Source organism: Streptomyces sp. WG5 (assembly GCF_049974565.1).
GTDB lineage: Bacteria > Actinomycetota > Actinomycetes > Streptomycetales > Streptomycetaceae > Streptomyces.
In genome coordinates, this window is the sequence record NZ_JBNGGC010000019.1 from 69585 (window position 1) to 91495 (window position 21911).

Annotated in this window: 22 protein-coding genes; 10 read left to right on the top strand and 12 right to left on the bottom strand. The window is 71.9% G+C overall.

The annotated features are described in order from the left end of the window. Window positions 1-75: 75 nt before the first annotated feature. Window positions 76-1050, top strand: a complete 975-nt coding sequence (locus ACP4IX_RS21400) for an ROK family protein (RefSeq protein WP_426522184.1) — start codon at window positions 76-78, stop codon at window positions 1048-1050. A 178-nt stretch (window positions 1051-1228) separates the two neighbouring features. Next, a complete protein-coding gene (locus ACP4IX_RS21405; RefSeq protein ID WP_426556382.1) occupies window positions 1229-1417 on the top strand; it encodes a YdeI/OmpD-associated family protein in 189 nt (62 codons plus the stop codon). 196 nt (window positions 1418-1613) lie between these two features. Here the strand turns inward: ACP4IX_RS21405 and ACP4IX_RS21410 are convergent, their stop codons facing one another. Beyond that, window positions 1614-2660 (bottom strand): LacI family DNA-binding transcriptional regulator, encoded by a 1047-nt coding sequence (locus ACP4IX_RS21410; protein ID WP_426522183.1) that lies wholly within the window; start codon window positions 2658-2660, stop codon window positions 1614-1616. Next, on the bottom strand, window positions 2657-5080 hold the full coding sequence (locus ACP4IX_RS21415; protein ID WP_426556383.1) for a glycoside hydrolase family 2 protein: 2424 nt from the start codon (window positions 5078-5080) through the stop codon (window positions 2657-2659). Before ACP4IX_RS21415 ends, ACP4IX_RS21410 begins: the two co-directional genes overlap by 4 nt. A gap of 278 nt (window positions 5081-5358) precedes the next feature. Between ACP4IX_RS21415 and ACP4IX_RS21420 the strand changes: the two genes are divergently transcribed. The 3 genes from ACP4IX_RS21420 (at window position 5359) to ACP4IX_RS21430 (ending at window position 8611) form a co-directional block, all read left to right on the top strand. Further along, window positions 5359-6681 (top strand): ABC transporter substrate-binding protein, encoded by a 1323-nt coding sequence (locus ACP4IX_RS21420; protein WP_426556384.1) that lies wholly within the window; start codon window positions 5359-5361, stop codon window positions 6679-6681. A 92-nt stretch (window positions 6682-6773) separates the two neighbouring features. Further along, window positions 6774-7748 carry a carbohydrate ABC transporter permease gene (locus tag ACP4IX_RS21425; RefSeq protein ID WP_426556385.1) on the top strand — a complete coding sequence of 325 codons (975 nt, stop codon included), beginning with the start codon at window positions 6774-6776 and terminating at the stop codon, window positions 7746-7748. Beyond that, entirely contained in the window at window positions 7745-8611 is an 867-nt protein-coding gene (locus ACP4IX_RS21430) for a carbohydrate ABC transporter permease (protein WP_426556386.1), read from the top strand. The genes ACP4IX_RS21425 and ACP4IX_RS21430 overlap by 4 nt, the downstream gene beginning before the upstream one ends. A gap of 79 nt (window positions 8612-8690) precedes the next feature. Here the strand turns inward: ACP4IX_RS21430 and ACP4IX_RS21435 are convergent, their stop codons facing one another. Together ACP4IX_RS21435 and ACP4IX_RS21440 are read right to left on the bottom strand one after the other, a co-directional pair. Continuing rightward, complete coding sequence (locus ACP4IX_RS21435; RefSeq protein ID WP_426522178.1) at window positions 8691-9317, bottom strand: YigZ family protein; 627 nt, start codon at window positions 9315-9317, stop codon at window positions 8691-8693. Window positions 9318-9596: 279 nt separating this feature from the next. Further along, window positions 9597-10313, bottom strand: coding sequence for a hypothetical protein (locus ACP4IX_RS21440; protein WP_426556387.1), 717 nt, complete (start codon window positions 10311-10313; stop codon window positions 9597-9599). A 158-nt stretch (window positions 10314-10471) separates the two neighbouring features. Between ACP4IX_RS21440 and ACP4IX_RS21445 the strand changes: the two genes are divergently transcribed. Next, entirely contained in the window at window positions 10472-10879 is a 408-nt protein-coding gene (locus ACP4IX_RS21445) for a CoA-binding protein (RefSeq protein WP_426556388.1), read from the top strand. Between the two features lie 269 nt (window positions 10880-11148). Beyond that, window positions 11149-12372 carry a 4-hydroxybenzoate 3-monooxygenase gene (locus ACP4IX_RS21450; RefSeq protein WP_426556389.1) on the top strand — a complete coding sequence of 408 codons (1224 nt, stop codon included), beginning with the start codon at window positions 11149-11151 and terminating at the stop codon, window positions 12370-12372. Window positions 12373-12382: 10 nt separating this feature from the next. On the opposite strand, the gene ACP4IX_RS21455 is transcribed toward ACP4IX_RS21450, so the two are convergent. After that, window positions 12383-12742: an ArsR/SmtB family transcription factor gene (locus ACP4IX_RS21455; RefSeq protein WP_426522174.1), complete on the bottom strand. Its 360-nt coding sequence runs from the start codon at window positions 12740-12742 to the stop codon at window positions 12383-12385. Between the two features lie 178 nt (window positions 12743-12920). On the opposite strand from ACP4IX_RS21455, the gene ACP4IX_RS21460 reads away from it, so the two are divergent. Beyond that, window positions 12921-13976: a cation diffusion facilitator family transporter gene (locus ACP4IX_RS21460; protein WP_426556390.1), complete on the top strand. Its 1056-nt coding sequence runs from the start codon at window positions 12921-12923 to the stop codon at window positions 13974-13976. 4 nt (window positions 13977-13980) lie between these two features. On the opposite strand, the gene ACP4IX_RS21465 is transcribed toward ACP4IX_RS21460, so the two are convergent. Next, window positions 13981-14538 carry a YbaK/EbsC family protein gene (locus ACP4IX_RS21465; protein ID WP_426556391.1) on the bottom strand — a complete coding sequence of 186 codons (558 nt, stop codon included), beginning with the start codon at window positions 14536-14538 and terminating at the stop codon, window positions 13981-13983. A gap of 177 nt (window positions 14539-14715) precedes the next feature. Next, window positions 14716-15552, bottom strand: a complete 837-nt coding sequence (locus tag ACP4IX_RS21470; protein ID WP_426522171.1) for an acyltransferase — start codon at window positions 15550-15552, stop codon at window positions 14716-14718. A 107-nt stretch (window positions 15553-15659) separates the two neighbouring features. On the opposite strand from ACP4IX_RS21470, the gene ACP4IX_RS21475 reads away from it, so the two are divergent. Further along, window positions 15660-16187 (top strand): gamma carbonic anhydrase family protein, encoded by a 528-nt coding sequence (locus ACP4IX_RS21475; protein ID WP_426522170.1) that lies wholly within the window; start codon window positions 15660-15662, stop codon window positions 16185-16187. A 108-nt stretch (window positions 16188-16295) separates the two neighbouring features. Here ACP4IX_RS21475 and ACP4IX_RS21480 read toward each other — a convergent pair whose 3' ends face one another. After that, window positions 16296-16931: a DedA family protein gene (locus ACP4IX_RS21480; RefSeq protein ID WP_426522169.1), complete on the bottom strand. Its 636-nt coding sequence runs from the start codon at window positions 16929-16931 to the stop codon at window positions 16296-16298. 124 nt (window positions 16932-17055) lie between these two features. Next, the gene (locus tag ACP4IX_RS21485; protein WP_426556429.1) at window positions 17056-17493 is read right to left on the bottom strand and encodes a DUF4442 domain-containing protein; all 438 of its coding nucleotides are present in this window, start codon (window positions 17491-17493) and stop codon (window positions 17056-17058) included. A 266-nt stretch (window positions 17494-17759) separates the two neighbouring features. Here ACP4IX_RS21485 and ACP4IX_RS21490 point away from each other — a divergent pair, with 266 nt between their 5' ends. Beyond that, entirely contained in the window at window positions 17760-18779 is a 1020-nt protein-coding gene (locus tag ACP4IX_RS21490; protein ID WP_426556392.1) for a hypothetical protein, read from the top strand. Window positions 18780-18808: 29 nt separating this feature from the next. Here the strand turns inward: ACP4IX_RS21490 and ACP4IX_RS21495 are convergent, their stop codons facing one another. The 3 genes from ACP4IX_RS21495 to ACP4IX_RS21505 form a co-directional block, all read right to left on the bottom strand. Then, entirely contained in the window at window positions 18809-19654 is an 846-nt protein-coding gene (locus ACP4IX_RS21495) for a spermidine synthase (protein ID WP_426556393.1), read from the bottom strand. A gap of 25 nt (window positions 19655-19679) precedes the next feature. Next, a complete protein-coding gene (gene tuf / locus ACP4IX_RS21500) occupies window positions 19680-20849 on the bottom strand; it encodes an elongation factor Tu (protein ID WP_426556394.1) in 1170 nt (389 codons plus the stop codon). A 316-nt stretch (window positions 20850-21165) separates the two neighbouring features. After that, window positions 21166-21888, bottom strand: coding sequence for a DNA alkylation repair protein (locus ACP4IX_RS21505; protein WP_426556395.1), 723 nt, complete (start codon window positions 21886-21888; stop codon window positions 21166-21168). Between the last annotated feature and the right edge of the window lie 23 nt (window positions 21889-21911).

A 21911-nucleotide genomic window follows, 5' to 3' on the forward strand; every position in this document is an offset into this window, starting at 1 on the left:
TTGTCTGGCCTCTCGCCCGACGCCGCCGGTGAGCGGTGCGCAGGGAGGCTCGACCGGCCCGAGAGGACTGAATCGGTGTACGCCGCCCTGGACATCGGAGGGACCAAGATCGCGGGTGCGTTGGTGGACGAACGGGGGACCGTCGTCCACCGCGCCGAACTCCCCACACCCGCACGGGAATCCACCCAGCGCATGGCCCGGACCGTCGACGCCGTGATCGACGCCCTGGCCGCCGCCCCGGACTGGGGCACGGTACGCGGACTGGGCATCGCGAGCGCGGGCCCGGTCGACACGGCGGCCGGCACGGTGAGCCCCGTGAACATTCCCGCCTGGCGGAGCTTCCCCCTCGTCGACAGCGTGCGCGCCCATCCGATGCTCTTCGCCGGCATCAGACCGGTCCTGCTCGGGGACGCCGTGGCCATGACCGCCGCCGAGCACTGGCTCGGCGCCGCTCGCGGAGTGGACAACGCCTTGTGCATGGTGGTCTCGACCGGCGTCGGGGGCGGGTATGTTCTGGGCGGCCGACTGCATCCGGGGCCCTCGGGGAACGCCGGGCACATCGGTCACATCTCCGTCGACCTCGACGGCGCTCCCTGCGCCTGCGGCGCACGGGGATGCGTGGAGGGACACGCCAGCGGAACCGCCATCGCCCGATACGCGGTGCAGGCGGGCTGGACACCGCAGCCGGGCACGGAGCCGACGGCCGCTGCCGTCGCCGCCTCCGCCCGCGCGGGCGACGAACGCGCCCTGGCCGCGTACGACCGCTCGGCACGCGCCCTGGCCGCCGCCATCGCCGGCAGCGCGACACTGCTGGAGATCGAGGTCGCGGTGATCGGAGGTGGTGTCGCCCAGGCCGGGGAGACGCTGTTCACTCCGCTCCGCCGCCATCTGCGCACCTTCGCCGTACTCGACTTCGCCCGCGGTCTCGAGGTGCGCCCCGCCGCCCTGGCACGGGACGCGGGCCTCGTCGGAGCTGCGGCGGCCGCCCGCCTGCAATGGCGGGAGGCCGGTGACACAGCGGCGGGAAACGTGTGCGCGACAGGCACTTAACCGGTTCTGGTCCCAGCGGATTCCCTCCTGCATCAGATGCCGCGCGGCACTTTCGGTTTTCCGGCCTTCTGTTCGCCGACAGATGTGCGACACGTGTGCCACTGACGCAGGCTCCCCGACCTACAGGCATCAGGCGTTGCCCGCTCCGGCTGAGGCGCGTCCGGGCCAGCCTGCCGGCATGGAGCAGTTCCACGGGGTGGAAGCCGTCGCGTTCCCGGACGCGGCGGCCTTCGACGCGCTCGACCGGACCGCCCGCTACCTCGTGATGCTCGTGTTGCTCCAGGCCGCGACGTCGGAGACTCGCCGGACGCGGCTGGGGCGGGCGGTACGGGACCTGGTGGAGGGGCGGCAGGTGGACGAGGGGTGACGTCCCCGCGGAACTCGGACCGCTGGTGCTGTGACCCGAAGCGATCACCGGGTTTGCGTACTCATCAGGTGGTGAGTAGCCGTCCGTACAGGAGCCGAGGCCGTGTGAGGGGCGCGGCATCCTGCCGCGCCCCTCACACGTCCGTGCGTCTCCAGACGCCGCGTCTCCAGGCGTCGCATCGCCAGGCGTCGTTTCGTCAGACGTCCGTGTATCTCTCAGGACGGGGCGCGGCGGTCGAGGCACGCGGTACGAGGGACGGTGTCGCCACCGGCCGGGAGGCGACCTGACGGCCGTCGAGAACGTCGAACAGCACGCGTGTGACCTGGGCCCCGAAGCCGTGCACGTCGTGGCTCATCGCGGACAGCGTCGGATGGGTCAGCCGGCACAGCTGGGAGTCGTCCCAGGCCAGCAGGGAGAGGTCGTCCGGCACCGAGATGCCCATCTCGGCGGCGACGCCGAGGCCGGCGACCGCCATGATGTCGTTGTCGTAGAGGATCGCCGTGGGCCGTTCCCGGCCCAGGAGCAGGGAGCGCGTGGCACGCGCCCCGTCGTCGCCCGAGAAGCTCGTCTCCGCGTGCGGGCCGCTGTCGAGGCCGAGCTCCCCCATGGTCTGTTCGAAGGCGGTCGTCCGGATGGCGCTGTGTCCCAGGCCGCGGGGGCCTCCCACGTGCGCGATGCGCCGGTGTCCCAGCGCCGCCAGGTAACGCACCGCCTCGGCGACGGCGGCGGCGTCATCGGTCCAGACGGAAGGGAAGCCCCCGGTGAGGGACGGGTGGCCGACCGCCACGGCCGGCAGGCCCAGCTTGCGCAGCGGTTCCACACGCGGGTCCTCCCGGTGGAAGTCGACCAGGATCGAGCCGCCGATCTGCCGCTCCCTCCACCAGCGCTCCTGCAGTCCGATCTCCTCCTCCAGGGAGTCGACCAGTCGCAGCAGCAGCGAGCAGTCCCGCTCGGCCAGCACGCTCTCGATGCCGGAGACGAACTCCATGTAGAAGGGCTCCAGGCCCAGCAGCCGGGCCGGCCGGCAGATGGCCAGCCCGACGGTGTCGACCGACTGCCGGGACAGGCTGCGGGCCGAGGAGTTCGGCGCCCAGCCCAGCTGCCGCGCCGCCGCGAAGATCCGCTCCCGGGTGGCCTCGGAGACACCCGGTTTGTGGTTGAACGCCAGCGACACGGCACCTTTGGACACGCCCGCGGCGGCGGCCACGTCCTTGATGGTGACGCGTTCGGAGGGTGCGCTCACGCCGGTTCCACACAGAACAGTGCGGCACGCACGGAGTTGGCCCCGGCTTCGGCCGCCCCCGTGACCCGGAGGCGGGCCCGTTCTCCGGGAAGGAGGGTGCGTAGTCCGGTGTCGCAGACCGCGTCCGGGCCGAGCCGGTCGGCCTGCAGGAGAAGGTCACGTACGAGAGTGTGTGCTGTCACCACGACCTCGACACTACTCGCATCACCACCGACCGGGGACTCCACGGCCACGTCGTAGCGAGGTACCGGATACGCGAAGTCCTTGTCCGGCACGGGAACATGCAGCGCGCGCAGGCCGTCGCAGTCGGCGACGAGGAACTCCTCGCCCGACCGCTCGTCCGGCACCAGTTCCTCCGGCACACTCTGCCGGTGCACCGAACGGGCCACTGCGGTCACGTCGAGGACCAGCTTCGCCAGCTCGGTGCCGTCCGCCCGCATCCGGCGCAGGGTCACCGGGGCCTGCCACGGCTCCGGTGCCTGGTTGACGACGGCGAGGACCGGGCCGCCGGTGTCCGGCTGGAGCGTGAGGAGGCGATCCTCGTAGACCCGGCGCAGCTCGTGGTACAGGGGCTTGAGCCTTCCGTCGCCGTCGATGGCGGCCCAGGAGCTGACCGGCCAGCAGTCGTTGATCTGCCAGACGACGGTGCCGGCGCAGACCGGCCAGTGCGAACGCCAGTGTTCGATGCCGGCGGCGATCGCGCGGGCCTGCACGACCTGGGTGAGGTAGTGCCAGCGGTCGAAGTCGCCCTCGGGCAGGACGAAGTGGCGTGCCAGGCCCCGGTTCAGCTTGCCGTTCCCGTCCTCGGCCTTCTGGTGGTGCAGCATGCCGGGCGAGTCGGGAGCGAGTTGCTCACCGGGCAGCGCGCGCCGCAGGGTCGCCATGGCGGGGGGTGCCTGCCAGCCGAACTCCGAGACGAAGCGGGGCACCGAGTCGCGGTACTCGGCGTAGTCCCGGCGGTTCCAGACCTCCCAGGAGTGGTGGGTTCCGTGGGCCGGATCGTTGGGGTGGTGGTCCCACGAGCCGGACCAGGGGCTGCCCGCCGTGTAGGGCCGGGTCGGGTCGAGCTCGGCGACGATGCGCGGCAGCAGGTCCAGGTAGTAGCCGCCGCCCCAGGAGTCGCCGGCGAGTTCGGGCTCCCAGTCCCAGTCGCGGAAGCCCCACAGGTTCTCGTTGTTGCCGTTCCACAGGACGAGGCTCGGGTGCGGCATCAGGCGGACAACGTTGTCGCGCGCCTCCGCCTCCACCTCGCCGCGCAGCGGCTGCTCCTCGGGATAGGCGGCGCAGGCGAAGAGGAAGTCCTGCCAGACCATGAGACCCAGGTCGTCGCACGCGTCGTAGAAGGCGTCGTCCTCGTAGATCCCGCCGCCCCAGATGCGCACCAGGTCCACTCCCGCCTCGGCCGTCTGGCGCAGCCGCGTGCGGTACCGCTCGGGTGTGATGCGGGAGGGGAAGACGTCGTCGGGGATCCAGTTCACACCGCGCACGAAGACCCGTACACCGTTGACGACCAGGGTGAACCCGGTTCCGTGCTCGTCCGCGGAGCGGTCCAGTTCCACGTTCCGGAAACCGATCCGCCGCTGCCAGGAGTCCAGCGTCCTCGCCTCGGGCCCGTCCTCGACCAACGCGACCTCCAGGTCGTAGAGCGGCTGTGCACCGTAGCCGCGCGGCCACCACAGGGAGACGTCGGGCACGTCGAGCGTCAGCAGGGCCCGCGTACCGTCGACGGCCGCGTGGGTCTCGACACCGGCGACCGTGGCCCGCACGGCGAGCGAACGGTCCGCGCCCCGTGCCGTGCGCTCGACCTCCACCCGCACCTCGACCCGTCCGGTGCCGCCCTCGACCGTCACCAGGGGACGCACGCCGGCCAGCCTCGCCGTCGACCAGCGTTCCAGCCGGACCGGGCGCCAGATTCCGGCGGTGACCAGTGTCGGGCCCCAGTCCCATCCGAAGCTGCTCGCCATCTTGCGGATGTACTGGAACGGCTCCGGGTAGACGTTGGGCCGCTCGCCCGTCCGTGCCCGTACCGCCGCCGCCTCGTCGTAGGCGGAGGCGAAGTCCACCTTCAGCTGCCCGTGGTGGCCGGTGACGTCGAAGCGGTGGTGGCGGTGCATGTTGCGGGTGCGCCCCAGTTCCCGCCCGCCCAGGGTGACGGTCGCGGCCGTGTCGAGTCCGTCGAAGACCAGGTCGGTGCGCTCGTGGCCCTCCTGGGCGGTGTCGGTGGCCGCCACGTCCCGGACGTAGGTCCAGGCACGCTGTCCGACCCACGCCACCTCCGGCTCGTTGACACCGAGGAAGGGGTCCGGGATCAGGCCGGCCGTGAGCAGATCGGTGTGGACACAGCCGGGGACCTGGGCGGGCAGCTGGCTCTCGCCGTGGCGCAGGCTCCAGTCCTCGGTGAGCTGGACGACTTCCTTCATGTGCGGCTCCTTAGGCGGGACGGGCCCGTTTCCTGTACGACGCGGCCAACTTAACCCCACACAAGTGAACCGGTCTAGCCCTCACCTCCTGACAGGAGCCACCACCGCTCCGCAGTGAGTGCCGGTGCGAGCTCCAGTGGCATCTGACGCAGCCATTCCCCGCCGGTAACGATTAAGTATCGCGGTTCGGTACTTAGCTTTACCGGTTCACGAGTGCCTGACATAGTCGCCGACAACCACCGGAGCCCGAGCCGTAATCCTTGGAAGGAGCTGGGCACATGGGGAAGAAGACGCTGGGCGTCGCTCTGCTGACCACCGCGATGCTGACCGTCGCGGGGTGCGGCGGGGGCGGGAGCCCGAACGCCGACGAGACCGCTGCCGCGCCGGTGAACCCGGACAGCGTCTCGGGGAACATCACCGTCCTGACCAATCGCACCGACCTGATCCAGGACGGGACGATGAAGAGGTACGCCGCCGAGTTCAACAAGACCTACCCCGAGGTGAAGGTCGAGTTCGAGGGCCTCACCGACTACGAGGGCGAGGTGAAGATCCGCATGAACACGGAGGACTACGGCGACGTCCTACTGATCCCCTCGGTGATCGCCAAGGGCGACTACCCCAAGTTCTTCGCACCGCTCGGCGACACCTCGACGATGAAGAACACCTACCGCTTCACCGACAAGACCGACGTCGGCGGCAAGACCCACGGAATCGCCACCTTCGGCACCGCCAACGGCTTCGTCTACAACAAGGCGTTGTGGAAGAAGGCCGGCATCACCGACTGGCCGACGACGCCGCAGCAGTTCCTGGACGACCTGAAGGCCGTCAGGGAGAAGACGGGCGCGACGCCGTACTACACCAACTTCAAGGACGGCTGGCCGCTCAGCAGCCCCTGGACGAACAGTGTCGGGTCCGTGGGCTGCGACAGCCAGGCCTCGGACAAGCTGGCCTCGACGGACAAGCCCTGGGAGGAGGGCACGGAGCTGAACGCGCTGGACACCCTGCTCCACGACATCGTCCACGAGAAACTGTCGGAGAAGGACCCGGCCACCACCAACTGGGAGAGCTCGAAGACCCTCCTGGCCAAGGGTGAGGTGGGCAGCATGATGCTCGGCTCCTGGGCGATCAACCAGATGCGGGACGCGGCCGAGAAGGCCGGCCAGAACCCCGACGACATCGGCTTCATGCCCGTCCCGGCACAGACGGGGGGCACGTTCTGCGCGACCCTGGTCTCCGACTACCAGCAGGCCGTCAACATCCACTCCGACCACAAGAGCGCGGCACGGGCCTGGATCGACTGGTTCACCGAGAAGTCGGGCTACGCGGCGAAGGAGGGGGCGGTCTCCGCCCTGAAGGCCGAGGGTATGCCGGACACCCTCAAGGGCTACGTTGACAACGATGTCAAGATGGTGGAGCGCTCCGAGGCGAAGACGGCCGAGGTCAACGCCATCGACAACGCCTCCGAGATCGGTCTGGCCAAGCCGGACTACCGGCAGAAGCTGATCGACATCGCCCGCGGAGCCGTGGACGGGTCGCTCGACGGCTACTTCGACGAACTGAACGAGCGCTGGTCCGAGGCCAGGCAGATGGCCGGCTCCTGAACCGGTGCCCGGCAAGGGCCCCTCCCGTCGGCGGGAGGGGTCCGGACCCGCCCCAGTGCCCTCAGCGGACGACGAAAGGCCCTGGCCCCGCAATGACCCGCACCGCCTCCACCGCATCACCGCCCGCTCCGGCCACCGAACCGGGCCGGACCGCTAAACAGCCCTCCCGGCGCCGTGCGCCGGGCGCTGCCTCGTGGCACGACCGGCCCCTGCGCCGTATCACCCCGTGGCTGTTCCTCCTCGCCCCCCTCGCCCTGCTGGTCACGTTCACCTACGTGCCCGTGGGCAACATGATCTATTACAGCTTCACCGACTGGGACGGTGTCAGCCCCGACCGGAACTTCGTCGGCGGCGACAACTACACCGAGCTGTTCACCCGGCCCGAGCTCTTCAAGGTCTTCGCGGTCAGCTTCTACTACCTCGCGGCCTCCGCCGTACAGATCGTCATCGCCCTGTACTTCGCCGTGGTCCTCAGCTTCGACCTGCGCTTCAGGAACCTCTTCAAGGGCATCCTGTTCTTCCCCTACCTGATCAACGGGGTCGCGATCGGCTTCGTCTTCCTCTACTTCTTCCAGGACGGCGGCACCCTCGACTCCGTCCTGTCCTGGTTCGGCGCCGACACCGGCCACGCGTGGCTGGGCAGCCCGGAGTCGGCCAACACCTCGCTCGCGGGGGTGTCCGTGTGGCGCTTCACGGGCCTGAACTTCGTCCTGTTCCTCGGCGCGATCCAGTCGATCCCCGGTGAGCTCTACGAGGCCGCCCAGCTCGACGGCGCGACCCGGTGGCAGCAGTTCCGGCACATCATCGCGCCCAGCATCCGCCCGGTGCTGAGCCTCAGCGTCATCCTGGCGATCTCCGGCTCCCTGTCCGTCTTCGAGATCCCGTACATCATGACCGGCGGCGCGACCGAGACCTCGACGTTCGTCATCCAGACGGTGAAGTTCGCCTTCCAGTTCAACAAGACCGGCCTGGCCTCCGCCTCTGCCGTTGTGCTGCTGGTCATCATCCTGCTGATCACCTGGATCCAGCGCCGCATCGTGCCCGACGAGAAGGTGGACCTCGTATGACCATCACCGCCCCCACCACCGAGGGCCGCCCCCGCCGGCGCCTCCCCATCGGCAGCGCCCTCACCTACCTGTCGCTGATCGTCGCCTCCCTCGTGGTCCTGGTCCCCCTCCTCGTGGTCTTCCTGACCTCGCTGAAGTCCTACGACGAGATTGCCGACGGCCAGGGCGCCCTGGCCCTGCCGGACGACTGGCTGAACTTCTCCAACTACGCCACGGCGTTCACCGACGGCCACATGCTGACGGCCTTCGGCAATACGGCCTTCATCCTGCTGTTCTCCGTCACCGGCACCGTGATCATCGGTTCCATGACGGCGTACGCCATCGACCGCTTCGACTTCCGCTTCAAGAAGCTCGTCATGGCGCTGTTCCTGATCGCCACCCTGGTGCCCGGCGTGACCACCCAGGTCGCCACCTTCCAGGTGGTCAACAGTTTCGGCCTGTTCGACACCCGCTGGGCCCCGATCCTGCTCTACATGGGCACCGACATCGTGTCCATCTACATCTTCCTGCAGTTCATCCGCGGGATTCCGACGTCCCTCGACGAAGCGGCGCGGCTCGACGGCGCGAACTCGTTCACCATCTACCGGAAGATCATTTTTCCGCTGCTCAAGCCGGCGATCGCCACCGTGGTCATCATCAAGGGCATCACCACGTACAACGACTTCTACATCCCGTTCCTCTACATGCCCTCCGAGGAGCTCGGGACCATGTCCACGGCCCTGTTCCGCTTCAAGGGACCGTTCGGCGCGCACTGGGAGAACATCTCCGCCGGGGCCATCCTGGTGATCGCGCCCACTCTGGTGATCTTCCTCTTCCTCCAGCGCTACATCTACAACGGGTTCGCACAGGGGGCCACGAAGTAGCGGGCTCCACGCGCACGGTGAGGCGGACCGGCCTCCGCCTCACCGAGGACACCACGTCGGCGACCGCGAACCGGCACGGTCACGCGTCCCCGTACGCCTCGCCGCCCAGTTCGAACACGGCCGATCCCGCGGTGGCGTCCGCGAGCCAGGACCGGAAGGCGGCCACGTCCGCCTCCGGCAGGCCGATCTCGATGGTGACGGCTTCGTCGTACCGCACGTCGCGCACCGCGCGTCCCGCCGTGCGCAGGTCGTTCTGGAGCTTGCCCGCGCGCTGGTGGTCGACGGTCACCGTGGCCAGGCGGAACCGGCGGCGGGTGAGTGTGCCGAGGTCGTCCAGGGCCTCGCCGACCGCGCCGCCGTAGGCGCGGATGAGTCCGCCCGCGCCGAGCTTGACGCCCCCGAAGTAGCGGGTGACGACGGCGACGACGTACCGCATGTCGCGGCGCAGCAGCATCTGGAGCATGGGGACACCCGCGGTGCCGCCCGGCTCGCCGTCGTCACTGGCCTTCTGGACGGCGGCGTCGGCCCCGATGACGTACGCCCAGCAGTTGTGGTTGGCGTCCGCGTGCTCCTTGCGTACGGCCGCTACGAAGGCCTGGGCCTCCTGCTCGGTGGCGGCCGGGGCGAGGGCGCACAGGAAACGGGAGCGGTTGATCTCGGTCTCGTGCACACCCGCGCGGGCGACGGTGCGGTACTCGTCCTGCATCCGGCCAGCCTATGCGCTCGCCGCCGCACGCCCCCCGGCACCGTCACCGCGGCCGGCAGGACCGCGCCGGGGGCCGGGGGCCCGTCCGGCCGCGGCCGGGTCCCGGCGGCCGCGGCCGGCGAGCGGGCGGTCGTGGCCGGCGAGCGGCCGGTCGTCGCAGCAAGCGTGCGGTCGTGGCCGGTGACGGCGGCGGGTGGGCCTGCTCGGCGTGCCGCGGGACGACTCGGCGTGCCGCAGCACGACCAGGCGGCGCGTCCGCGGCCGGAACCCGGCGCGTGCTCAGGCCGGGGTGCCGACGTCCCGGGCGAGGTGGAGGCCGAGGAACCGGTCGGCGTAGGCGTAGGTCTCGAACCGGGCTCCGTCCGGCAGGTCCGGATCGGTCTCCACCCGGCGCAGCACACGCAGCACCCCGGGGGCGTCCAGGTCGTCCTCCCACGCGGCTCGCAGCTGGTCGCGCACCTCGCCCGGGACGGGACGCGAAGGCCGCCGTGCCCAGGCGGCGACCGCGCGGCGCCAGCGCGCCAGCGTGTCCCCGGCCTCGTCCAGCGCGCTCGCGTCGAGCTCCACGCGCGCGTGGTGGTGCCACTCCAGCAGTGCGAGACGCACGGCGTCGGGGTCGTCGGTGCGCTGTCCGGCCGCGTCCGCGGAGGCCACGGCGACCGTTGCCCCGTCCGGAGCGGCCCCGCCCTCACGCACGACGTGCACGGTCTGCCCGGCGCCCGGTCCGGGTCCGGCCGCTCCTCCGTCGTCGAAGGGCCGGATGCCGAGGGCCGCGGCGTCCGCACGCAGCCGTGGCTCCTCCTCCGCGCCGGTCAGCACCGTCCACGTGGGAGTGCCGTCCAGTTCCAGGGCGCGAACCAGGAGGTCGGCGACGAGCAGCACGCGCAGTCCGGTCGTGTCGCGGCCCGGCGGGTGCGCCACGACACGGGTGGGGCCCCTCCGGGCGGGGGCGGCGGGGGCGGGCTCTCGGGTCCGGGCGTCGATGATGCGCAGCACGGGCTGAGCGTAGGCGGGGCGGGCCGGTGGCGCACAGGGGGCGCGCTCGCCGCGGCTCCCCCCGCCGCACGGGAATCCCGGCGGGCCACCGTCCGTTGTCCTGCGGGAAGACACGACACGCGACATACGCGTCGTCCAGGAGTCCAGGGAGGCCGCCGGTGTACGGCGACGAGGCAACCGTCCGGAAGATCCTCACCGAACTCGGCGACACCTGGGCCGTGGTGGGCCTGTCGTCGAACAGGCAGCGCGCGGCGTACGGCGTCGCCGAGGTGCTGCAGCGCTTCGGCAAGCGCGTCGTGCCCGTGCATCCCAAGGCGGAGACGGTGCACGGTGAGCGGGGGTACGCCTCTCTCGCGGACGTCCCCTTCGCGGTGGACGTCGTCGACGTCTTCGTCAACGCCGACCTGGCCGGACCGGTCGCCGACGAGGCGGTCGCCCAGGGGGCCGGGGCTGTCTGGTTCCAGCTCGGCGTGATCGACGAGGCCGCGTACGAGCGGACCCGGGCCGCGGGGCTGGAGATGGTGATGGACCGCTGCCCTGCTGTCGAGATCCCACGGCTCGGCTGACTCCTGCCCGGCGTTCCGGGACCCCACCACTCGGCCGGCGCCTGCCCGACGACCGGGACCCCACGGCTCGGCCGGCTCCTGCCCCACGTATCGGGACCCGGCCACTCGGCCGCCCCCTGCCCGACGACCGAGACCCCGCCACTCGGCCGGCCCCTGCCCGACATCGCGGGGAGCGCAGGGGCGCCGATCGCGGGACGCCAGGTGTGTTTTCCGGGCGGCGGGCCGCGCGGACCGTTCCCGTGGCCGTGTACCGCCCGCATAATGCTCGAGTGACCGCAGCCTCCCCCCACGGCAGCTCCGGTGCCGCACAAGGCTTCTCGGCCGTCGTCGTGGGTGCCGGCCCCGCCGGCCTCACCGTCGGCAACATCCTGCGCGCCGCGGGCGTCGGCTGCCTGGTCCTGGAGACCGAGACCCGGGAGTTCATCGAACGGCGGCCCCGCGCCGGGGTCATCGAGGAGTGGGCCGTACGGGGGCTGGAACGGCGGGGCCTGGCGCGGACCCTGCTGGAGCGGGCCCAGAGGCACACCGAGTGCGAGTTCCGGTTCGCCGGGGAGTCGTACCGGTTCGAGTACACCCGGCTGACCGGCCGTCACCACTTCGTCTACCCCCAGCAGTTCCTGGTGACGGACCTGGTCCGCGAATATGCGGACGTGCGGGGCGGTGAGATCCGGTTCGGTGTCCGGGACGTCCGCCTGCATGGGCTGGAGTCCGGCCGGCCGTCGGTGTCCTACGTGTGCCCGGACTCCGGTGAACGGCGCGTCGTGGAGGCCGATTTCCTGGCGGGCTGCGACGGTGCGCGCGGGGTGACAAGGGCGGCACTGCCGTCCGGGCGGGTGCGCGTCGCGCGCCATGACTACGGCGTCGGCTGGCTGGCGCTCCTGGCCGAGGCACCGCCGTCCTACGACTGTGTCGTGTTCGGCATGCATCCGCGCGGTTTCGCCGGCCACATGGCGCGCAGTCCGGAGGTGACCCGCTACTACCTCCAGTGCCCGCCGGGCGACGATCCGGGGAACTGGCCGCACGAGCGGGTCTGGGCGGAGCTGCGCGAACGGCTCGGCGCCGTCGGGGCGCCGCCTCTCAAGGAGGGGCGGCTGATCGAGAGACGTGTCCTGGACATGCACGGCCACATCGTCGAGCCCATGGCCTTCGGCCGTCTCTTCCTGGCCGGGGACGCGGCCCACCTGACCGCACCCATCGCCGCCAAGGGCCTGAACCTCGCCCTGCACGACGCCTTCCTGCTCGGCGACGGACTGGTCGCGTACCTCACGGACGGCGACGAGACCGGGCTGTCCGGCTACTCGGCAACGTGTCTCGCCCGGGCGTGGGACTACCAGGAGTTCTCCCAGTGGCTCGGGGAGATGTACCACGGCACGGCGTCGGGAGACCCGTACCGAGCGGGTGCCGCCCTGGCCCGGCTGCGGCGCCTGTTCGTCTCTCCGGTCGCGGCGGCGGCCTTCGCCGAGCAGTACCTCGGCACCCGGACGACCGGCTGAGTGCTCCCGGTCAGTCGTGGAGCGGCCGGTCGCCGAGCCGGTGGTCGGCGACGTTCAGCGCCTCGGCGACCAGGCGGCGCAGATGCCCGTCACGGAGTGCGTACACGACCCGCCGCCCCTCCTTGCGGGTGCTCACGAGCCCCGCGAGCCGCAGCCGGGCCAGATGCTGGCTCACGGCGGGCCGGGCCGCTCCGCACATCTCGGTGAGGGTGGTGACGTCGGCCTCGCCGCCGGTCAGGGCGTGCAGCAGGGTCAGGCGGGTTCGGTCGCCGAGCAGCGCGAGGACCTCGGCGGCGAGGGCGAACTGCTCTTCGCCCGGTGTGCGCGGGTGCGCATCGTCCGCAGGTGAAAGGTGCAAGCGTGCGCTCATACGCACATAATGGCCTGGGGGACGCCGGACGTCCACCGCCGCACCGGAACACCGCACCGCGCCGGCCCGCACCGCCGCACCGCACCGCGCCGGCCACACCGCCGTCCCGCACCACGCCGGCCCCTCGCACCGAGACACCCACACCGGCCATCACCCCCGACACCGGAAGGGGAACCCCGTGAGCGACCCGCACCGGAATCACCGTCACCCTCACCACGACGAGCACGCCCCCGGCCGCCCCTCCCCCGCCGGCCGGTGGCACCGCCTGGCGCACCGCCTCACCCCGCACTCCCACGAGAGCGCCGACAAGCTGGACCCGGCCCTGGAGTCCTCGGCCCGCGGGCTGCGCGCGCTGTGGGTGTCGCTGACGGTGCTCGGCGCGACGGCGGCGGCGCAGGCGGTCGTGGTGGTGGCCTCCGGGTCGGTGGCGCTGCTCGGCGACACGGTGCACAACGCCGCGGACGCGCTGACCGCCGTGCCGCTGGGCGTCGCCTTCGTGCTGGGCCGGCGCGCGGCCACCCGGCGCTTCACGTACGGCTACGGCCGGGCGGAGGACCTGGCCGGCATCGTCATCGTCCTGACGATCGCCGCGTCCGCGGTCCTGACGGGGTGGACGGCGGTGGACCGGCTGCTCGATCCGCGTCCGGTCTCCCACGTGCCGGCGGTCGCGGTGGCCGCCGTGGTGGGTTTCGCCGGCAACGAGTGGGTGGCCCGGTACCGGATCCGCGTGGGCCGGGAGATCGGCTCCGCCGCGCTGGTCGCCGACGGACTGCACGCCCGTACGGACGGCTGCACGTCACTGGCCGTTCTGCTGGGCGCCGGCGGCGCGGCACTGGGGTGGCGGCTCGCCGACCCCGTCGTGGGGCTGGCGATCACGGCCGCCATCGTGCTGGTGCTGCGGGACGCGGCGCGCGAGGTGTTCCGGCGGCTGATGGACGCCGTCGATCCGGCTCTGGTGGACCGGGCCGAGCACGTACTGGGCGAGGTGGCCGGCGTGCGCGGGGTGGGCGAGCTGCGGCTGCGCTGGATCGGGCACCGGCTGCGCGCCGAGGTGGCCCTGGTGGTGGACGGCGAGGTCACGGTCCGCCAGGCCCACCGCATCGCCGTCGAGGCCGAGCACGCGCTGCTGCACGCGGTGCCGCGGCTCACCGCCGCCCTGGTCCACGCCGACCCGGAGCCGGTCCCCGGTGAGACGGATCCGCATCTGGTGCTGGCCCACCACGCCACCGCCTGAACGGTCAGGCGACGCCCAGTCCCTCCAGGACCACGGCCCCCGGCAGTTCCGCGAAGGCCTTGCCCGGAACCAGCAGTTTGCCGCGTCGGCGTCCGCTGCCGACGAGGACGTACGGCAGGTCGACGACGGCCGAGTCCACCAGCACGGGCCAGTCGCCGGGCAGGCCGACCGGGGTGATGCCGCCGTATTCCATACCGGTCTCGCCCGTCGCCGTGTCCATGGGCGCGAAGGAGGCCTTGCGGGCGCCGAGATGGCGGCGCACGACCCCGTTGACGTCGACCCGGGTGGTGGAGAGCACCACGCAGGCGGCGAGCGTCGTGCCGCCGCCGCGCTTGCCGGTGACCACGACGCAGTTGGCGGACTGTTCGAGCAGCTCGCGGCCGTAGTGCTCGACGAAGGTGGCGGTGTCGGCCCACTCCGGTGCGGTGTCGACGTAGACGATCTGGTCGGCGGGGACGCCGCCGCTCCAGTGGCGTACGGCGTCGGCGACCGGGCGGGTCAGCTCGCCGAGGCATTCCGTCGCGGGCGTGGCGCTGTCGAAGTTCCCGATGGGTGCGTGCATGGCGGCACGCTAACAACAGCGGGCAGCGCGGTGAACGGCCGTCTCGGCGGACGGCTGCCCGCTGTGCGGGCGGCGGGCGGCCGTCTCGGCGGACGGCTGCCCGCTGTGCGGGCGGCGGGCGTGGCCCGCGCTCCGGTGGGCGCACCGCGCCGGGCGGTGGCCGGGGCGCCGGGACGTTCAGCTCTCGGCGGCCGGCTCCGCGAGCCTGCCCGTCGCTCCGGCCCGGTCGTCCGGTGCAGGCACCCGGGTCACCGCGTCGTCGTCCGGCTCGGCCAGCCGGGCCACCGCCTCGTCGTCCAGCTTCGACAGCGCCCGCAGCTGTCCCGGCGTGACCCCGTCGGGGATGGGGACCGGTGCCGGGGTCCGCAGCGGTGGCTGCCAGCCGTCGTCGGGCGTCCAGCGCCGTACGACGCGGGCGGGCGCGCCCGCCACCACCGCGTGGTCGGGGACCGTGCCCCGGACCACGGCACCGGCGGCGACCACCACGTTCCGCCCGATCCGCGCGCCGGGCAGGATCACCGCGCCGGTGCCGATCCAGCAGCCGGAGCCGATCTCCACCGGTTCCATCCGGGGCCACTGCTTGCCGATGGGCTGGTGCGGATCGTCGTAGGAGTGGTTGGTGGAGGTGACGTAGACGTACGGGCCGACGTAGCAGTCGCTGCCGATGGTGACCGTGGTGTCCGCGATGACGTGGCTGCCGCGGCCGAGCACGACTCCGTCACCGATGCGCAGGATCGGCTCGGGGCCCAGGTCGAGGTCGGGCATGAGTCCGGCGGTCAGGGTGACCTGTTCGCCGATGATGCAGTGGTCGCCGACGTGGATCCAGGGCTCTCCGAAGACCGTGCCGAGCGGGAAGGCGAGCCGGGTGCCCGTGCCCAGTGCGCCGAAGCGGAAGCGCCCGGGGTGCGCGGCGGTGACGGAGCCGGTGCGCTGCACCCAGGCCCAGCCCGCGTGAACGGCCCGCTGCGCGAGGCGGCTCCGCCAGGACGGATACGTGTTCTTGCGCTTCGGCACCCGTTCACGGTAGTCGGCGTGCGCTGCCGGCATGACTCCGAAGGGCTGTGATCTTCACCCCACCGGGTGGCGTACGGTGCCGTACACCACTTGAGCAGGAGGCGACGATGACGCAGAAGGCGCTGATCACGGGCATCGGCGGCAAGGACCCGAAGGTGGACGCGGAGGCCTTCGTGGCACCGACGTCCTCGGTGATCGGGGACGTGACACTGCACGCGGGGGCGAGCGTCTGGTACGGCGCGGTGCTGCGCGGGGACGTCGAGCGGATCTCCGTCGGCGCGAGCAGCAACGTCCAGGACAACTGCACGCTCCACGCCGACCCGGGCTTCCCCGTCACCGTCGGCGAACGTGTCTCCATCGGGCACAACGCCGTGGTGCACGGGGCGACCGTCGAGGACGACTGCCTGATCGGCATGGGCGCCACGGTCCTCAACGGCGCGGTGATCGGCGCCGGTTCCCTGGTCGCGGCGCAGGCGCTGGTCCCGCAGGGGATGCGGGTACCGCCGGGTTCGCTGGTCGCGGGGGTGCCGGCGAAGGTGAAGCGGGAGCTGACGGAGGAGGAGCGTCAGGGGGTCACGCTGAACGGGACGAAGTACGCCGAGCTGGCCGGGGAGCACCGGGCGCTGGGCGGGTAGTGGTGCGGGGGGGGCGGGGTCTTACGCCGACTGCGGACCGGGCGTGGCCGGCCGCGCCCGGCGCGGCGGAGCCGTGGGGTGTCGCGGCTCCGCGCCGCCTCGGGGCGCCTACTCCCCTGCGGCCACCGGCTGAGCTTCCGTCCGGGCCTGGCCGGCCTTCCGCTTGACGATCAGCATGGACGCGACGCCGATGCCCACGGCCACCACCAGGCCCAGCCACGAGAAGCGCTTGAGCCAGGACTCGGCCACGACGCCGACGTAGTAGATGACCGCGGTGGTGCCGCCCGCCCAGACGATGCCGCCGAGGACGTTGGCGATCAGGAACTTCCAGTACGGCATCCGCAGCACACCCGCCAGCGGGCCCGCGAAGATGCGCAGCAGGGCGATGAAGCGGCCGAAGAACACCGCCCACATGCCCCACTTCCGGAAGGACCGCTCGGCGGTCGCGATGTGCCCGTCGCTGAAGTGCTTGGGGAACTTGCCGCCCAGCCAGGCGAGCAGTGGCCGGCCGCCCTTGCGGCCGATGGCGTAGCCGATGGAGTCGCCGATCACCGCGCCCGCGCCGGCGCAGGCGCCCAGGATCAGGGGGTCGACTCCGCCGTGCTGGGAGGACAGCAGGGCCGCCGAGACCAGGATGATCTCGCCCGGCAGCGGAATGCCCAGGCTCTCCAGACCGATGACCAGTCCGACGACGGCGTAGACGGCCGCCGCGGGCACGGTGTCGAGCCACTCCTGGACGTGCAAGGCCGGACCCTCCGAGTTCGCGTTTCTGCTGCGTTCCAGGTGGGCCCAGGGCCTGTCTGGCCTGTCCGCTTCCCGGGTGCGCCTCGTCGAGGCGCACCCGGGAAGCCTACCGGGCCGCCCGGCGTCAGCTGTGCGGACGCAGGGTCCATATGACGGTCATCTCACCGGTGACGGCACCGTCCTCGCGCTGGATGGCGACGTCCACCGGGAACTCGGGGCGGTTGCCCTCGTCCAGTTCCGCGACGACCTCGGCGACGGGGCGGCCGAGTGTCGCGGTGGCCGTGACCGGGCCGAGCGCGATCTTCTTGAAGGCGATCTCCGCGGTGACCGGCAGCGGCACCGCCCGCGAGAGCTGGTCGCCGAAGGCGGCCAGCACGATCGCGCCGCTGGCCGACTCTCCCAGCGTGAACATGGCACCGGCGTGCGGCCCGCCGACGTGGTTGCGGTACTCGCCCTGGTCCGGGAGGACCAGCACGGCCTTCTCCGAGGTGGTCTCCAGGTACTCGAGGTTCAGGGTCCGGACCATCGGCACCGTGGCGGCGAGCAACTCGCCGATCGACATCTGATCTGCGCTCATGGAGGCAGGTTACCCGTGAGTAGCTTCCGGAGCCAGGCATCCACGGCGATTGCCGTACGCCGGCTGCCCGTGCGGCCGGGAGAGCCGTCACTCGTCAGCGGACGACGCCGCCGGTAGCCGGGCCGCCGACAGGAAAGAGGTGGGCTGCCGCGCCGCCGGGACGCAGCGCGAGGCCGACCGACGACTTCGGTACGTCCCTGACAAACGACGGTGACCGAAAAGTGTCCTGGGCGGCATTAGGGTGACTGCTCATGTGGCCAGGACAGCAGCCGCCCGGGGGCGAGCAGAACCCGCAGAACAATCCGTACCAGCAGCCGGGGTACCAACAGCCGAATCCCTATCAGCAGCCCGGCTACCAGCAGCAGCCCGGCCCTTACGGGCAGCAGCAGTGGGGGGCTCCGCAGCCCGCCGGGGCTCCGCAGCCCGCTCCGGGCGGCGGCAACGGCGGCAACAGAACCAGGCTGGTCGCGATCGTCGCGGCGCTCGCCGTGGTGGTTGCCGCCGGTGTCACCGGTTTCCTCGTGCTGGGCGGTGACAAGGACGACCAGGCGGACGGCGGCAAGGACGGCAAGCCGTCCGCGAGCGCGTCCACGGACAAGTCCGAGCCCCCGACCGCCGACCCGAGCGTGTCCGGCTCCGAGGACAACCCGCGGGGCGGCGACGGGCCGAAGGCGACCGTCGACGGCTGGAAGGTCGTCGCCAACCCGCGCTTCGGCACCATGTTCGACGTGCCCTCCGACTGGGAGATCGAAAGCACCGACACCAGCGTCGGCTTCGAGTGGGAGAAGGACGGCGAGTGGGACCGCACCTCCGTCACCGCCCCGGCCTACCTGAAGTCCGAGTGGTGCACCAGCGACGAGAACAAGGACGGCCGCAAGGAGAGCACCGCTCTCGCCACCGCCGGTACCCGCGGTGAGGAGGGTGCCACGAACACGGACCAGGCGGCCGAGACGCGGGTGCCGTGGTGGATCTTCGGCGGTTACACGCAGCCGGACATGAAGAGCGTGAAGTACGGCAAGCCCGAGGCGTACACCACCACGTCCGGCATCAAGGGCAGTGTCATCACGGCGCACTCCCAGGGCACGCCCCAGAAGGGGAAGTGCGACAGCGAGGGCAAGGCGATCACCTTCGCCTTCCAGAACGGCGCGGGCGACTTCGTCACCTGGAACCTGTACGGCGCCAAGGGCGTCGCCGACGAGATCCCGGAGGCGACGATCCAGAAGATCCTGAGCACCGTACGCCTCACCGAGACCCCGCCGACCGATCAGTAGGAGCCCCGCGGGCGGCGCCACGGCGCCGCTCAGCCGATGCCGAACGCCCCGGCCGGAGGCTCGGGCGACGGTACGGCGTCCTCGTCCCGCACCGGGCGCGCGTCGCCGATGAACGCCCGCAGGGCGGGCCCGTGTTCGACCCTGGCCGGGAAGGCGTCCGCGGCGGCGCGCCGGGCCAGGGCCGCGGTGTCGAGCGGCCGGTGCGCGGCGACGAGGACCGCGTTGCCGAAGCGGCGTCCGCGCAGCACACCCGGTTCGGCGATCAGCGCCAGCTCCTCGAAGAGCGTGGCGAAGCCGGCCAGTTGGGCGCGCAGGAAGGGGAACGGCGCCCCGTCGGCCAGGTTGGCCACGTACACGCCGTCGGCGCGCAGGACCCGTGCCGCCCGGTGGGCGTAGTCGACGGAGGTCAGGTGCGCCGGCACCCGCGAGCCCCCGAAGACATCGGCGACCAGGACGTCGGCCGAGTCGGCGGGGGCGGCCTCCAGCCAGGCGCGGGCATCGGCCCCGTGCGCGGTGATGCCCGAGCCGTCCGGAAGCGGAAGGTGCTCGGCGACCAGGTCCAGCAGACCCCGGTCGGCCTCCACGACGTCCTGCCGCGAGCCGGGCCGGGTCACGGCCAGGTACCGGGGCAGGGTGAACGCGCCTCCGCCCAGGTGCAGCACGTCCAGCGCACGTCCCGGCTCGGCGACCGTGTCCAGGACGTGGCCGAGCCGGCGCGTGTACTCGAACTCCAGGTGCGCCGGCTCGTCCAGATCGACGTACGACTGCGGGGCCCCGTCGACGGTGAGCAGCCAGGCCCGCTCCCGATCGACGTCGGGCATGAGCTTGGCGGTGCCGTGGTCGGTGACGCGGCTGACGGGTATGGCTTCGTTCACCTTCTCATTGTGCCGGGCACCCTCCTCACCCGACGCCGGTCACGGTCCCCGCCCCCACGGTCCGCCCGCCCTCACGGATGGCGAACCCCAGCCCGGGCTCCAGGGGTACGTCCCGCCCCAGTTCGACGGTCATCGTGACCGTGTCCCCCGGCCGCGCCACCGGGACCGCGCCGAGGTCGACGTTCCCGACGACGTCCGCGGTCCTGATGTAGAACTGCGGCCGGTATCCGGTGGCGACCGGTGTCGAACGCCCGCCCTCACGCGCCGACAGCACGTACACCCGCGCCGTAAAGCGCCGGGCGGGTACGACACTGCCGGGCGCGGCGACCACGTGCCCCCGACGCACCGTGTCGCGGGCGACACCCCGCAGCAGCAGCGCCACGTTGTCCCCGGCCTGCGCCTCCTCCATCGGCTTGCCGAACGTCTCCAGTCCGGTGACGACCGTCTCCACGGACGCCCCGAGCACCTCGACCCGGTCGCCGACCCGGACGGTGCCGCGTTCGACCGCGCCGGTGACGACGGTGCCGCGGCCGGTGATGGTGAGCACGTTCTCCACCGGCAGCAGGAACGGCGCGTCCAGGTACCGCTCGGGCATGGGCACATACGTGTCCACGGCGTCGAGCAGCGCCTCGACGGAGGCCGTCCACCGCGGGTCGCCCTCCAGGGCCTTCAGCCCGGAGACCCGTACGACGGGCACGGTGTCGCCGCCGTAGCCGTGCGCGGTGAGCAGGTCCCGCACCTCCAGCTCGACCAGGTCGGTCAGTTCCTCGTCCCCCGCGTCGGCCTTGTTGAGCGCGACGACGACGTGGTCGACGCCCACCTGCCGGGCGAGCAGGACGTGTTCGGCGGTCTGCGGCATGATCCCGTCCAGCGCGGAGACGACGAGGATCGCCCCGTCGAGCTGGGCGGCGCCGGTGACCATGTTCTTGACGTAGTCGGCGTGGCCCGGCATGTCCACGTGCGCGTAGTGCCGGGTGTCGGTCTCGTACTCGACGTGCGCGATGTTGATGGTGATGCCGCGCGCCGCCTCCTCCGGGGCGCGGTCGATGCGGTCGAACGGCACGAACGCGCCGGCGCCGCGCTCGGCGAGGACCTTGGTGATGGCGGCGGTCAGAGTGGTCTTGCCGTGGTCGACGTGGCCCATCGTGCCGATGTTCAGATGTGGTTTGGTGCGGACGTACGCCGTCTTGGACATGGCGGTACCTCGAAGCCTCGTGGCGGTGGTGGGGACCCCGGGGACTGGCCGACCCTCCCCCTGCGGGGTCCGCCGGACGATCCGGGGAGGGTCAGCTTCGGGCGCCGTCGACGGCGGCCGGCACGAAGGGGACGGCAGCCTTCGGGGCATCCGCGACCGCGGATGCTGCGAGGTGGAAGGCGTGCCGGAACATGACGGCGATCCTTGCCGACGTTTTGCCCCATGTCGAATGGTTTTTTATGGCACGGGAGTTCGAGCATCGCCCCGGTCGTCCCGGATCACCACGGTCGCACCGGTCGCACCGAACATCGGTCCACTACGGACCGATGGTGCGCAGCGCCTCCCGCACGGACAGCGGCGCGAGGCGTCGCCCGTGTTCGGCCACGAAGGCGCGTACGGCGTCCGGGTCGGTCCCGGCGTACTCGCGCAGGCACCAGCCGATGGCCTTGCGGACGAAGAAGTCGTCGTGTCCCGACTGGCGCAGGCAGTAGCCGAAGAGGCGCTCGGTGTCGGTGCGTTCCTTGTAGCGCAGCTGGTGGAGCAGGGCGGCGCGGACCAGCCACAGGTCTTCGTCGGCGATCCAGGCGTCCATCTCCGCCGTGAGGCCGCGGTCGGCCGCGACCAGTCCTCCGACGACGTGCGCGGCGAGCAGGTCGACGGTGTCCCACCACGGCACCGTGGTGAGCAGATGCCGGACCACGGGCAGGAAACCGGAAGAGCAATGCGTCACATGACGGCGCAGGAAATCGACGGCGAAGTAGTGGTACTCCCGCTGGGGCAGCCGCCAGCAGCGCAGCGCGACCGCGGCGCAGTCCGGCTCGCCCGGGCGGGGCAGACCGTCCAGGACGGTGCGGGACAGGGAACGGCGAACAGGGGAGGTCAGACCCAGGAACGGGGCCACCTCCCTCATGTACGCCCGCATGGCCGCGGCCCGTTCGGGATCGGCCGCGGCGGTGTACACGGTGGTGAGTCGCTCGACCACGGTGTCGGCAAGAGGGCTGCACGGCACGTCCGGAGTTTCCGCGGCTGTGACGCTCATGAAACGCACCATACGGCGATCAC